This is a genomic window from Rahnella bruchi (assembly GCF_003614975.1).
GTDB lineage: Bacteria > Pseudomonadota > Gammaproteobacteria > Enterobacterales > Enterobacteriaceae > Rahnella > Rahnella bruchi.
Genome location: NZ_QZWI01000003.1, coordinates 280,933 through 293,091, shown reverse-complemented (window position 1 = coordinate 293,091; position 12,159 = coordinate 280,933). Strand labels below are relative to the sequence as shown.

Here is a 12,159-nt window from a genome sequence, read left to right as displayed (position 1 = left end):
ACAGTTATGTCGAAAGACTGAACGGGGCGATCCCCAGCCCGGTTTCCAGTCGCGGTAACAGCTGATGCAGGCGGCGGACCGCCTGTTCTACGGCGTCAGTCATCGGGTAATAGAAAGCGACAACGTCGGGCTGAATGCCGACAAATGTGATTTGCGGGATGTCCTCACGCAGCTGCTGCATGAGAAAGGTCAGCGGCAGATTGTGAGTGGTCATCATGAACATATCGGCGATGTCTTCCTCGGCGATAATGCGCATTTCACCGGGTGCCAGCCCCATGTCGGTGGCGTCGGCAATCACCAGATGCTGCGGGTGCAGCTCGCGTAAAAATCCGATGTCGTTTTCAGGCGCAGCACCGCCGTCCACCACCGTCCAGCCGGTCAGCGGTTTCTCCGCGCACAGCTCCGCCAGCCGGGGGCCAGCGCCATCGTCGCCCATCATGCTGTTGCCCACGCACAACAGTGCGTAGCGGAAAGTCGAATCAGGCATCGTATCTCCTGACCATCAGGTACATGGCGGGGTCGTTTTCAATTTGCGCAAGCAGGGCGATAAGCTGTTCGCTCCAGCCTTGTTGTTGCGCCGTCATCTGCGGGCTTGCGTCACGCAGCGCCAGTGCCAGCAAATGAGTATGGCTGCTGTCGATATTGATCTCGCCAAAACGCTGAACACCGGCCAGTTTGCGGCGGGCCTCGCAGTTTTCGGGCAGGCAGTTAATCCATTGGAGATAGCCGTCGAGCGGGCATTCGAGGCGTGATTGCAGACAGTCGATCACCCCGAGGTGATGACCGATGGCCAGGCTGTAATAAATCACTTCCTGCGCTTTTTGCGAGCTGCGTTTTTGTGCGCTTTTTTCATCGACAAATTTGCTGCTCAGCGAGTAGAAAATGACTTTGTTTTTGTCAGGCGTATGACCGGTATAAGGCTGATGGCGCGCGTAGCGCTGGTCGTTAACGGAGGTCATCACAGACGTACCTCCCCGCGCAGCACCTGCTGATAAATGTGTTGCAGGTTGCCGACGATTTCGCTCAGGCGGAGGTCACTTTTCTGCGCGAGATATTCAGAAACCCGTTGCTCCACCGGCAGCAAACCGGGCGCAGCGACGAGTTCCATAAACTCATCGGCAATCTGGCGACCATAGCGATAACCGGCCATGCGACGCGCCTCGCGGTCGAGCAGCACGCGCAACGGCTGCGGCAGTTCGGGATGCAATAAAGCAGCCGGTTCTGCGGCTGTCTCGTCGTGTTGCTGGCCTTTGATTTTTTGGTCCAGCAAACCCAGCGCCATCGCGAAACCATAAATAGTTGCCGCCGGTGTCGGCGGGCAGCCGGGGATGTAAACGTCTACCGGTACGATTTTGTCTGTGCCGCCCCAGACGCAATAAAGGTCGTGGAAAATACCGCCGCTGTTACCGCACGCGCCGTAGGAAATGCAGATTTTCGGGTCCGGCGCTGAATCCCAGGCACGCAAAGCGGGCATACGCATCGCACGGGTGACCGCACCGGTAAAAAGCAAAATATCTGCGTGGCGCGGCGATGGAACGACTTTGATGCCAAAACGTTCAGCGTCAAACAGGGGTGAGATGGCGGCGAAAATCTCAATCTCACAGCCGTTACAGCCGCCGCAGTCCACACGGTAAACGTAGGCGGAACGACGGATGCTGTTAAGTAAAGTCGATTTCAGTTTGGCAATACTTTCATCCAGCGTTACGGGCACCGGCAGGCCATTTTCGTCACGCGGCGCAATCGGGTTATGGCTCATCAGCGGGCCTCCGTAGTCATATGGCGGCCAATATCAATGCGGTCGCTGGAAGAAAGACCGTGCATTTTTTTGCATGTCGGGCAGGTTTCATATTGCACGCGGCGATCGCTTATCTGCCGGTCGCTCAGCGCGGCGCTTTCCTGCAACAGGCTGAGCGCAAAGTCGATTTCCTTTTGCACGGCGTAAGGCTTGCCGCATTCCCGGCAATGGCAGACAGGGAAATCCGCGGTTTCATACAGGTCCTCTTTGCGCCAGACCGCCAGTTCGAATTCCTGCGATAATTTGATGGCCGCCGTCGGGCAGACTTCCTCGCAGCGGGCGCAGAAAATGCAGCGACCTAAAAACAGCTGCCAGCGGAGGGTTTCGCCGTCTTCTGCCGTGGTCATGGTCAGCGCGTTGGAAGGACAGGCATTGGCGCAGGCACCGCAGGCAATACACTGCTGCGCGGTGTATTGCGGTTTGCCGCGAAAGTTGGGCGCTAAATCTAGCGGCTGGAACGGATATCCCACCGTCGCCGTGCCGGTTTTGAGCACTTTTTTAATCAGTTTCAGCATGATTTGAGCGGCTCCTTAAAGCGGCGAATTTTTGCGTTCGATGCCGTAACGTTCGATCTCTTTGTAAGGCACGACGATGGACGTTTTCTTGCGCACATCGACCACCGTCATACGGTCGGTGCAGGAATAGCAGGGGTCGAGGCTGCCGATAATCAGCGGGGCATCGGAAACGGTATTGCCGCGCAGCATGTAGCGCAGCGTCGGCCAGTTGGCGTAAGTCGCCGCACGACAGCGCCAGCGGAACAGCTTCTGGTTGTCGCCGGTCATGCTCCAGTGGATGTCATCACCGCGTGGCGCTTCGGCAAAACCCAGCGCGAAACGGTGCGGAATATAGTTAAAGCCTTCTACCGCCAGCGGGCCGCCGGGCAGACTTTGCAGGCCAAACTCGATCATGTTCAGCGCGTTGAAAACTTCATGGATCCGGACTTTCAGGCGGGAATAGACGTCGTTGCCGGTTTCGCTGCACAGCTCGAACGGCAGTTTGGCGTAACCGGCGTAGGGGTGATCCTGTCGCATATCGCGACGGTGACCGCTGCCGCGCACCATCGGGCCCACGTTGCTGAAATCGCGGGCCACCTGCGGATCCAGAATGCCGACGCCCATGCTGCGCTGCTCTGTATTGGCGGTACTCAGCAAAATATCCACCAGCTCATTCAGGTCACGGCGCATGCCGCCCGCCAGCGCGATGGTGGCGATCATGTCGTCTTTTAAAATGTCGCGACGAATACCGCCGATCAGATTCATGCCGTAAGTTTTGCGCGCCCCGGTCAGGATTTCCGCCATCTTCATCGACTGTTCACGGATGCGGAAAAACTGCATGAAGCCGGAGTCAAAACCGACAAAGTGACAGGCCAGCCCGAGGTTCAGCAGATGGCTGTGCAGACGTTCCACTTCCAGCAAAATGGAGCGGATCATCTGCGCGCGTTCCGGCACTACAATGCCCATCGCATTTTCGACCGACGAGGTGTAAGCCACGCTATGAGTGAAGCCGCAAATGCCACACACGCGGTCTGACAAAAACGTCACTTCGTTATAGCCCATGCGGGTTTCGGCCAGTTTTTCCATGCCGCGATGTACGTAGAACAGACGGTAATCCGCGTCAATAATGTCTTCGCCATCAACAAACAGACGAAAGTGTCCGGGTTCGTCAGAAGTGACGTGTAGCGGGCCAATCGGCACGATTTTGCTGCCTTCTTTGGCCTCAGAAATAAACGGATAGGTTTCGTCGTCCGTGGTCGGGGCAGGGCGCTGGCGGTAATCCATCGCATCTTTGCGCAGCGGATATAAATCGTCTGGCCAGTCATCCGGCAGTACCAGACGGCGTTCGTCAGGCAAGCCGACCGGGCGCAAACCGTACATATCCCGCACTTCGCGCTCACCCCAGACGGCGGCCGGTACGCGAGGCGTCACGGAAGGGAATTCCAGCGAAATCGGATCCACTTCAGCGCGCACGGTTATCCAGCATTTCACGCCTTTTTCCATCGACAGCACGTAATACAGTGCGTAATTGCCGCACAGCGTGCGCTCATCGTTCCCGAACAGCACGGAAAGCCAGCCGCCCTGCTGGTAGTACAGCCATTCGACCACTTCCGGCAGCCAGTTCAGCCTGATGGTGACGGTCGCCTGGGTGTCGGTCTGCCATTCGCTGCCGAGGATCGCCGAAGGGAACTGTTTTTCCAGTGCAGCCAGATACTCTTTACCGACCGGATTTTGATTTAATGCGGTGTTGAACTCACTCATTGCAAAGCCTCTTCCCGCCGTGGCGGGATAAGAAAAAATGTCAGGTCAGCCTGCGACCAGCCAGGAAACCAGTGCCAGAAACGCCAGACCGAACCCCGCCCACGTAGTGCGGGAGGTTTTAAGAAAGCGCAGTCGGGCGACGCTGTTCTCGATAAGCGCGACGACAAACACGGCGATCAGCAGTTTCAGCAGGCAGAAGATCACGGCGGTCAGCAGCGCCAGCGGTGTCAGGTGTTCTGCCATGCCGAATGGGAAAAACAGGCCGAGGAACAACTGCAACACCACCAGTTGTTTCAGGCTGATGCCGATTTTCAGCACGCCTAACGCCGCGCCGGAATATTCAGTCAGCGGACCTTCCTGTAATTCCTGCTCGGCTTCGGCCATATCAAACGGCAATTTGCCCATTTCGATATACGTGGCGAACGCACAGGCCAGACCGGCCAGAATCAGGGTTAAGGAAGAAGACAGCGGCCAGTGCAGAACGCGGGCGGCAATCGCGCCGAGCGAAGTGGAACCGGCGACCAGCGCCGCCACCCACAGGCCGAGCAGCAGGATCGGCTCAACCAGTACACCGAGAACGGCTTCGCGGCTGGCGCCAATACCGGTGAAAGTACTGCCGGTGTCGAGACCGGCGATGGCAAAGACAAAACGCACCACGGCAAACAGATAGATAATGGTGATCAGGTCGCCCGCCGCGCCCATCGGTGAGGTCAGCGTCACCATCGGGAGGGCGGTGACAATCACCAGCAAACCACCGGTCAGCAGATACGGCATACTGCGAAACACCATGCCTGCCGCTGCGGGTGCGACGCTCTGACGCTGGAGTAATTTGGCGATATCACGGTATTCCTGAAATATGCCGGGTCCGCGCCGGTTGTGCATCCGCGCACGCATCACGCGGCTGAATCCGGCAAACAACGGAGCGACAGCCAGTAAAGCTGCCGCCTGGAGCAGCGCCAGCGGCCACAGCGAACCGGCAAGCAGGGAGGGAAAATTCATAGTCAGTTCCTCAGGCAAAAGCCACGACCAGTAATACGGCCAGTTCGATGAACGCCAGACGACGGCAGAAAGCCCCCAGCCAGCCACGGTGCAGGGCGCAAACCAGTGACGCCGGTGTCGCATGAATGCGCAGACGGTAAAGCGGGGCGAACATCACGCGCAGTGGCTGGGCGAAACCGGTCGCTGTCACCACCATGTCGGGGGAGTGTGCATAACCACAGGCCCATGCGTCGCCACGCGAACGGTTTGGCAGCCGTGCACCGCGCAGTACCACGGCGATAAGCCACGGCACTATCGGCATCCCCAGCAGCAGAATCGCTACCATCGGCGCAGACACCGCGGACGTCGGGGAGAACACCACGCCATGCTGGGCAGCCAGCAGAACTGGCGTGTTCAGTACGGAAGCGGCGACGGCGGAGAATTGCGGAATAATCCACGGTGAGGCCACGCCGGAAATCACGCACAGCAGCGCCAGCAATACCGTGCTGCATGTCATTGCCAGTGGTGCCGGTGTGGCATCCGCTGCGGCCTGACAGCGTGGTGTACCAAGGAAAGTGACGCCAAAAACTTTGGCAATACACATCAGCGCCAGCGCGCCGGTCAGAGCCAGACCGACCGCCAGCAGCGGCCCCATCAGACGGGCGATAAAGACGTGGCTGGCGCTCAGCTGAAACAGTGACTGATACAGCAGCCATTCGCTGGCGAAACCGTTTAACGGTGGCAGCGCGGCCATCGACATCAGCGCAATCAGCATGGCAGCCGCAGTCCACGGCATCAGACGGGCGATCCCGCCAAGTTTTTCCATATCCTTAATGCCGGTCTGCATTTCAATTTCACCGGCACCGAGGAACAGCGCCGTTTTAAACAATCCGTGATTGAACAGATGGAACAGGCCCGCCAGCAGCGCGAGAGACGCCAGCAGCGGCAGATTCAGCGCCACGCCGGTCATTGCACCCCCGACACCCAGCAGAATAATTCCGACGTTTTCCAGCGTGTGATAGGCGAGCAGGCGACGGATATCATGCTCCATCAGGGCATACAATCCGCCGATAAACGCGGTCAGGACAGCCAGAAGCAATACCATCAGGCCCCACCAGAGTGGCGGTGCGCCCAGCAGATCCAGACCGACTTTTACAATGCCGATAATGCCGATTTTCATCAGAGCAGAAGAGAACAGGGCGGCGGCATGAGCCGGTGCGCTGGAGTGCGACTGCGGCACCCAGGCGTGCAGCGGGATAATCCCGGCATACAACCCGAAACCGGCCAGCGCCAGCACGAACGCCGCCGATTTAATGCCCGGCGTGAACGTCACATGACGCAGCACCTCAAAATTCATGCTGCCGCTGGCGTGATGCAGCAGGGCGAAGGCCAGGATCAGGCACAGCGTACCGGCACGGCCGGATAAAAACTGATTCAGACCCGCACGGCGGCTTTTCACATCATCGGTCTGCACAATCATGAAATAGGCGCACAGGGCCGCCATTTCCATCATCAGGACAAGTTCTACGGCGCTGGCCGAAATCGCCGCCGCCGTCAACGCGGCCATCAGCAGATTGCACATCAGACCGGTACGGGCACGCTTGCGCGCACTGACATTCGCCAGCCATGCACAGGCATACAGGCTGCTGATGGCCGCAGTGACGGACATCGCCAGCAGAATTAACGCATTCAGAGCAGTCAGTTCTGCGTTAAAGGGCAGAACCGGCAGCACGGCCTGAACCGCCGCACCGCCTTGCATAATCTGTAATGCGGCAGCGATGACGCAAAGTGCAGCAACCATGCCGCCCGCGCCAAAAATCAGGCTGCTGACTTTCGCCACAGCGGCCACAAGCCAGCCGCCAATGCCGCTAAGTACCCAAACCAGCAGCGCCAGCGCCAGTAACGACGCCGGTTCACCGGAAAATAAAGTCGTCATTATTTAGCCTCCGTATCAGGGGCGTTCAGTGAGGTCAGTCCGGCGGGGAAAACGTTCATGGCATTGAGGCGTTTTTGCTGGCTGGAATATTCAGACAGACTGGCGGTAATCAGTGTGATGGCCTGCGTCGGGCAGGTTTTAATGCAGGCTGGACCTTCGGGGCTGAAGCGGCATAAATCGCATTTCACTGCCACGGCGCGAAGCCCCGGCACGCAGTCGAGAAACGGACTGACGGCACGCGGCGCATGGGGTGCGGGCAGTGCTTTGGAGGTATTACAGTCGCGCGGGATATCCAGCGGGGTGCTGGCAGAAAACGTAATCGCCCCGAACGGACAGGCGATGCCGCACAGTTTGCAGCTCACACACAGACTCTCGTTAAGATGAATTGCATCGTTTTCACGGGTGATGGCGTTCACCGGACAAACCTGCGCACAAGGCGCGTCTTCACACTGGTGACACATCACCGGCGCGGAATCCAGCCGGTTACGCATCACCTGCAAACGGGGCGCAGATTGCAGACCCTGCAGCTGATGCTCCCGCGAACAGCTGGCCATGCAGGTATTGCAGCCAATACAAAGTTTGGGGTCCGCGATCACATACTGATTCATGGCGGCCATATTGCGCATGAAGTCTCCTTGGTATTTCGTCAAAGGTGACGAAATCGGCACTTAAATTGACATTTCGACATTTATGTCGGCATTGAGTCCGTTAAAAAACGGGCAATACATCCGGTAAAAACGCTTATTTCCACCCGACCTGGAAATAATATTTTTGGTTTTTTATCCTGCGTGGCGGAGTAATTTTTCTAATTGCGGATGAACAGGCTGATTACTGTGCAGTGAATCAAACAGACACTGATAAATAGCGGAGATCTTATTCAGATAATGTTCAAGCACGGCATTCCTGTCATGGATGTCTACCGTGTCGTCCAGGCGGCCTTCTTCACTCAATCTGGCCTGCGCGAAGGCTCTGAAATCCGCCTCTTCCTGGCCTTGCGCCATATTCAGGCTGTAGATGATGTCCTGACTGTAAAAGTCATCTCCCTGATGAATGCTGATCTCGAAATGATTGAACAGCGCAAAGCGGATATCCTGTTCTTCTCCGCAGTTAAATTCATGATTTATCTTTTTATTTGACGTGGTGACGGCCTGGATCAGGCTATTCTGATAGGTATGCCATTGTGATTTCATCTGGCTGTTTTTGCTGGCGATATAGTCGGCTTTGGTGGTCAGTTCGCTGAGAGTGCTCATGTTCATTATCCGTTGTTAATTGATATGTCGGGTGACGACGAAAATACGGCGCATAACTCTCTGTTGGCATAAAGCGTGCCAGTTTCTGATTTATTCTGATAAATGCTTTTTAATTAATGAGTTGGGTCATTTCAAATCTGAGTTCCATTTCAGCGGAGTCAATAAATGACATGTCGATGACACCATATTTCGACAATTATGACGGGCGGTATTCGCCTATTTTTTCACGAGATGTTTTGCGCAATAAAAGCCGTGACGAAATTTCTGGCATCAATATTGCAATCTGATTTTTATTGTTCTCCTGAGGGAGGGGAAATAATGCATGAAATTACGTTATGTCAGAATGCCGTGGAAATAATGGAACAGTTCGGACGGCAAAATAATGCGCGGAAAATTACGGCGGTATGGATGGAGATCGGCGCGTTTTCCTGCGTCGAGCCGGAAGCGGTGCAGTTTTGTTTTGAGCTGGCGTGTCGCGAAACTCTGGCGCAGGGATGCCAGCTGCATCTTGACACGCCGCAAGCCGAAAGCTGGTGCCGCACCTGCCAGCAGGATATCGCGCTGCTCAGTCCAAACGTGCTGATTTGCCCGCAGTGTGGCGGACGGGATTTGCGGGTGATTGCCGGTGACGGCATGAAAATTAAACGTATTGAAATCGAATAACGGACGTTCGTTTGTCCGGGGAGAAAGCTATGTGCAGTACCTGTGGTTGTGCCAGCGGCGAACTTCGTATCGAAGGTATCAGCAGTGAACACACGCATCATTCTCACGATCATTCCCATGACCATTCACACGGGCATTCCCACGGACTGCCGTTTGCGTCGCGTCGTCTGGTGGATATCGAAATGGACGTGCTGGCGAAGAATAATCATATTGCCGCCCACAACCGCGAGCACTTTGCCGCGGCGGGCATTCTGGCGCTGAATCTGGTGTCCAGCCCCGGTTCCGGTAAAACGACCTTACTGACCAGCACCCTGACCCGGCTGGCACCGTATTTCGACTGCGCGGTCATTGAAGGCGATCAGCAGACTACCAACGATGCCGATAGGATCCGCGCCACCGGCGTTCCGGCCATTCAGGTCAATACCGGTAAAGGCTGCCATCTGGACGCGCAAATGGTTCACGATGCGCTGCATCAGTTATCACCAAACAATAACAGTCTGTTGTTTATCGAAAACGTCGGCAATCTGGTGTGTCCGGCCAGCTTTGATCTCGGCGAGCTGCATAAAGTCGCCGTGTTATCGGTGACTGAAGGTGAAGACAAACCGCTTAAATATCCGCACATGTTTGCCGCTTCGCGCCTGATGATCCTCAATAAAATCGATCTGCTGCCTTACGTCAGTTTTGACGTTGAGGCCTGTATCGCCAATGCGCGTCAGGTCAATCCGCAGATTGAAGTGATCCCACTTTCCGCCACCACGGGTGAAGGGATGGATCAATGGCTGCTCTGGCTGGAGCAGCAGCGATGTGCATAGGCATTCCGGGACAAATTGTCGCGCTGCATGAACAGCAGCGCGATCATGCCTGGGCGCAGGTATACGGATTACGCCGCGAGGTCAATATCGCGCTGGTGTGTGAAGGTGAACGCGAAGCGCTGATCGGCAGCTGGGTATTAATCCACGTCGGTTTTGCCCTCAGCCGCCTCGATGAGCAGGAAGCGCTGGACACTCTGGACGCGCTGCACGCGATGGAAGAAGTGGAAGCCGATGTCGCATTATTTTTAGGTGCGGGAGAATCAAGGTAATGCGTTTTGTTGATGAATTTCGGGATCCTAAACTGGCGAAAACATTAATCGAACGCCTGCATCAGCGGGCGACTCATCTGCCTTACAGCGCAGATAAACCGATGCAAATTATGGAAGTGTGCGGCGGTCATACCCACGCTATTTTCAAATTCGGTCTGGATAAACTGCTGCCACCGCAACTGGAATTTATCCACGGGCCGGGGTGTCCGGTGTGCGTGCTGCCGATGGGGCGAATTGATGCCTGCTGTGAAATCGCGGCACATGACGGGGTGATTTTTTGCACTTTTGGCGATGCATTGCGGGTGCCGGGCAAGCACGGTTCGTTGTTGCAGGCACGCGAACGGGGCGCGGACGTGCGGGTGGTTTATTCGCCGCTGGATGCCCTGAAACTGGCGCGTGAAAACCCGCAGTCTCAGGTGGTGTTTTTCGCGCTCGGTTTTGAAACCACGTTGCCGGTGACTGCGGTCACGCTGCAACAGGCACGTCGTGAGGGCCTGAGCAATTTCACCGTCTTCTGCCAGCACATCAGCCTGATGCCGACCTTACGCAGTCTGCTGGAACAAGATGATGTGCGCATCGATGCGTTTCTGGCTCCCGGCCACGTCAGTATGGTGACCGGGATCGCGCCGTATTATTTCATCAATAAAGAATTCGGTAAGCCGCTGGTGATCAGTGGTTTCGAACCGCTGGATATGCTGCAAAGCGTGCTGATGCTGGTGGAACAAGTTTGCGAGGCATCGTGTAAAACTGAAAACCAGTACCGGCGCGTTGTGCCGCAAGAGGGTAACCTGCTGGCACAGGAAGCCATGCGCGAGGTGTTTACGCTTTCCGGCAGCAGTGAATGGCGCGGGCTTGGGATTATCAAAGAGTCCGGCATTTCCCTGAGCCCGGCCTACGCAGCGTTCGATGCAGAACTGCGCTTCAGCCCGCAGGCGCAGCCGGTGGCGGATGACCCGCGTTCCCGCTGCGGCGAAGTGCTGACCGGACGTTGCAAGCCGCATGAATGCCCGCTGTTTGGCACCGGTTGCACGCCGCATAACGCGTTCGGCGCGCTGATGGTGTCTTCCGAAGGTGCCTGTGCAGCGTGGTATCAGTACCGGCATCAGGAAACCGTAATTCAAGAAAGAACAACAGAAGGTGCGTAGCAGGATGAGTGAGCGAAAAGAAGTCGTCACCATGGCACACGGCAGCGGCGGGCGGGCGATGCAGCAGATGATCGAACGCCTGTTTCTCAGCGCTTTTGATAACCCGTGGCTCAGCGAGCGCGAAGATGCGGCGCGTTTGTCGATTGCCGCTCTCAGCCAGCAGGGCGACCGGCTGGCGTTCACCACGGACAGCTATGTCATCGATCCGGTGTTTTTCCCCGGCGGTAACATTGGCAAGCTGGCGGTGTGCGGCACGGCGAATGATCTGGCGGTTAGCGGCGCAACGCCTGCCTATCTCTCCTGCGGATTTATTCTCGAAGAAGGGCTGCCGCTGGAAGACTTGCAGAAGATAGTGAATGCGATGGCGCAGACCGCACGCGAGGCGGGTATTGCCATTGTTACCGGCGATACTAAAGTGGTGCAGCGCGGCGCAGCCGACAAAGTCTTTATTAATACGGCGGGGATCGGGGTGATCCCTGCCGATATTCACTGGGCCGCCAGCCGGATCCAGGTTGGTGACAAAGTGATCGTCAGCGGCACGCTGGGCGATCACGGTGCCACTATCCTCAACCTTCGCGAACAGCTGGGAATGACCCTGGAGGTGGAAAGCGACTGTGCCGTGCTGGCGCCGATGATCGCGCCGCTGCGCGCACTGTCGGGTGTCCGTGCTTTGCGCGATGCCACGCGGGGCGGCGTAAATGCCATTCTTCACGAATTCAGCGCCGCCAGCGGGTTCGGGATTTGCATCGACGAAACCGCAATACCGGTTAAACCGGCGGTGCGGGGAATTTGTGAACTGCTCGGACTGGAGCCGCTCAATTTTGCCAACGAAGGCAAACTGGTGGTGGTGGTCTCGGCACAGGAAGAAAACGCGGTGCTGGAAATATTGCGCAGCCATCCGCTTGGCGCTGATGCCATCACCATCGGGGAAGTGACGGGGCAGACGCAGGTATGTCTGCGTGGCGCGCTGGGCGTTTCACGCCAGCTAATGTTGCCAAATGCGGAGCCATTACCCCGGATTTGTTGATCTCGTCAGGGGGCCCGTTGCTGCGAAAG

14 protein-coding genes are annotated in these 12,159 nt (G+C 56.8%); 5 read left to right on the top strand and 9 right to left on the bottom strand.

All coding sequences use genetic code 11. From position 1 onward, the window contains the following. Positions 1 to 4: 4 nt before the first annotated feature. From hycI to hycA, 9 genes are all read right to left on the bottom strand, one after another. Positions 5 to 487 carry a hydrogenase maturation peptidase HycI gene (gene hycI / locus D5398_RS08535; protein WP_120507219.1) on the bottom strand — a complete coding sequence of 161 codons (483 nt, stop codon included), beginning with the start codon at positions 485 to 487 and terminating at the stop codon, positions 5 to 7. Then, positions 480 to 959, bottom strand: coding sequence for a formate hydrogenlyase maturation HycH family protein (locus D5398_RS08530; protein ID WP_120507218.1), 480 nt, complete (start codon positions 957 to 959; stop codon positions 480 to 482). Before D5398_RS08530 ends, hycI begins: the two co-directional genes overlap by 8 nt. Beyond that, on the bottom strand, positions 959 to 1,756 hold the full coding sequence (locus D5398_RS08525) for an NADH-quinone oxidoreductase subunit B family protein (RefSeq protein WP_120507217.1): 798 nt from the start codon (positions 1,754 to 1,756) through the stop codon (positions 959 to 961). Before D5398_RS08525 ends, D5398_RS08530 begins: the two co-directional genes overlap by 1 nt. Further along, positions 1,756 to 2,310: a formate hydrogenlyase complex iron-sulfur subunit gene (locus D5398_RS08520; protein WP_120507216.1), complete on the bottom strand. Its 555-nt coding sequence runs from the start codon at positions 2,308 to 2,310 to the stop codon at positions 1,756 to 1,758. Before D5398_RS08520 ends, D5398_RS08525 begins: the two co-directional genes overlap by 1 nt. A 15-nt stretch (positions 2,311 to 2,325) precedes the next feature. Then, positions 2,326 to 4,050, bottom strand: coding sequence for a hydrogenase large subunit (locus D5398_RS08515; RefSeq protein ID WP_120507215.1), 1,725 nt, complete (start codon positions 4,048 to 4,050; stop codon positions 2,326 to 2,328). A 45-nt stretch (positions 4,051 to 4,095) separates the two neighbouring features. Further along, the gene (locus tag D5398_RS08510) at positions 4,096 to 5,049 is read right to left on the bottom strand and encodes a respiratory chain complex I subunit 1 family protein (protein WP_120507214.1); all 954 of its coding nucleotides are present in this window, start codon (positions 5,047 to 5,049) and stop codon (positions 4,096 to 4,098) included. A 10-nt stretch (positions 5,050 to 5,059) separates the two neighbouring features. Continuing rightward, positions 5,060 to 6,964: a proton-conducting transporter transmembrane domain-containing protein gene (locus D5398_RS08505; protein ID WP_120507213.1), complete on the bottom strand. Its 1,905-nt coding sequence runs from the start codon at positions 6,962 to 6,964 to the stop codon at positions 5,060 to 5,062. Next, entirely contained in the window at positions 6,964 to 7,572 is a 609-nt protein-coding gene (locus tag D5398_RS08500) for a 4Fe-4S dicluster domain-containing protein (RefSeq protein ID WP_120507445.1), read from the bottom strand. The genes D5398_RS08505 and D5398_RS08500 overlap by 1 nt, the downstream gene beginning before the upstream one ends. Positions 7,573 to 7,743: 171 nt before the next feature. Continuing rightward, the gene (hycA, locus tag D5398_RS08495) at positions 7,744 to 8,214 is read right to left on the bottom strand and encodes a formate hydrogenlyase regulator HycA (protein WP_120507212.1); all 471 of its coding nucleotides are present in this window, start codon (positions 8,212 to 8,214) and stop codon (positions 7,744 to 7,746) included. Between the two features lie 318 nt (positions 8,215 to 8,532). On the opposite strand from hycA, the gene hypA reads away from it, so the two are divergent. From hypA to hypE, 5 genes are read left to right on the top strand one after another with little or no spacing between them, the layout of a single operon-like run. Beyond that, positions 8,533 to 8,877, top strand: coding sequence for a hydrogenase maturation nickel metallochaperone HypA (hypA, locus tag D5398_RS08490; RefSeq protein WP_120507211.1), 345 nt, complete (start codon positions 8,533 to 8,535; stop codon positions 8,875 to 8,877). A gap of 29 nt (positions 8,878 to 8,906) precedes the next feature. Beyond that, positions 8,907 to 9,689: a hydrogenase nickel incorporation protein HypB gene (gene hypB, locus D5398_RS08485; RefSeq protein WP_120507210.1), complete on the top strand. Its 783-nt coding sequence runs from the start codon at positions 8,907 to 8,909 to the stop codon at positions 9,687 to 9,689. After that, on the top strand, positions 9,680 to 9,958 hold the full coding sequence (gene hypC / locus D5398_RS08480; protein ID WP_120507209.1) for a HypC/HybG/HupF family hydrogenase formation chaperone: 279 nt from the start codon (positions 9,680 to 9,682) through the stop codon (positions 9,956 to 9,958). The genes hypB and hypC overlap by 10 nt, the downstream gene beginning before the upstream one ends. Beyond that, the gene (gene hypD / locus D5398_RS08475) at positions 9,958 to 11,103 is read left to right on the top strand and encodes a hydrogenase formation protein HypD (protein ID WP_120507208.1); all 1,146 of its coding nucleotides are present in this window, start codon (positions 9,958 to 9,960) and stop codon (positions 11,101 to 11,103) included. Before hypC ends, hypD begins: the two co-directional genes overlap by 1 nt. A gap of 4 nt (positions 11,104 to 11,107) precedes the next feature. Beyond that, a complete protein-coding gene (gene hypE / locus D5398_RS08470) occupies positions 11,108 to 12,130 on the top strand; it encodes a hydrogenase expression/formation protein HypE (protein ID WP_120507207.1) in 1,023 nt (340 codons plus the stop codon). Positions 12,131 to 12,159 lie beyond the last annotated feature (29 nt).

Excerpts from the sequence above, each read along its gene's own strand:
- hypC (WP_120507209.1), top strand. The coding sequence starts at position 9,680 with ATGTGCATAGGCATTCCGGGACAAATTGTCGCGCTGCATGAACAGCAG.
- D5398_RS08530 (WP_120507218.1), bottom strand. The coding sequence starts at position 959 with ATGACCTCCGTTAACGACCAGCGCTACGCGCGCCATCAGCCTTATACC.
- hycA (WP_120507212.1), bottom strand. The coding sequence starts at position 8,214 with ATGAGCACTCTCAGCGAACTGACCACCAAAGCCGACTATATCGCCAGC.
- D5398_RS08520 (WP_120507216.1), bottom strand. The coding sequence starts at position 2,310 with ATGCTGAAACTGATTAAAAAAGTGCTCAAAACCGGCACGGCGACGGTG.
- hypA (WP_120507211.1), top strand. The coding sequence starts at position 8,533 with ATGCATGAAATTACGTTATGTCAGAATGCCGTGGAAATAATGGAACAG.
- hypB (WP_120507210.1), top strand. The coding sequence starts at position 8,907 with ATGTGCAGTACCTGTGGTTGTGCCAGCGGCGAACTTCGTATCGAAGGT.
- hycI (WP_120507219.1), bottom strand. The coding sequence starts at position 487 with ATGCCTGATTCGACTTTCCGCTACGCACTGTTGTGCGTGGGCAACAGC.
- D5398_RS08515 (WP_120507215.1), bottom strand. The coding sequence starts at position 4,050 with ATGAGTGAGTTCAACACCGCATTAAATCAAAATCCGGTCGGTAAAGAG.
- D5398_RS08525 (WP_120507217.1), bottom strand. The coding sequence starts at position 1,756 with ATGAGCCATAACCCGATTGCGCCGCGTGACGAAAATGGCCTGCCGGTG.
- hypD (WP_120507208.1), top strand. The coding sequence starts at position 9,958 with ATGCGTTTTGTTGATGAATTTCGGGATCCTAAACTGGCGAAAACATTA.
- hypE (WP_120507207.1), top strand. The coding sequence starts at position 11,108 with ATGAGTGAGCGAAAAGAAGTCGTCACCATGGCACACGGCAGCGGCGGG.
- D5398_RS08500 (WP_120507445.1), bottom strand. The coding sequence starts at position 7,572 with ATGAATCAGTATGTGATCGCGGACCCCAAACTTTGTATTGGCTGCAAT.
- D5398_RS08505 (WP_120507213.1), bottom strand. The coding sequence starts at position 6,964 with ATGACGACTTTATTTTCCGGTGAACCGGCGTCGTTACTGGCGCTGGCG.
- D5398_RS08510 (WP_120507214.1), bottom strand. The coding sequence starts at position 5,049 with ATGAATTTTCCCTCCCTGCTTGCCGGTTCGCTGTGGCCGCTGGCGCTG.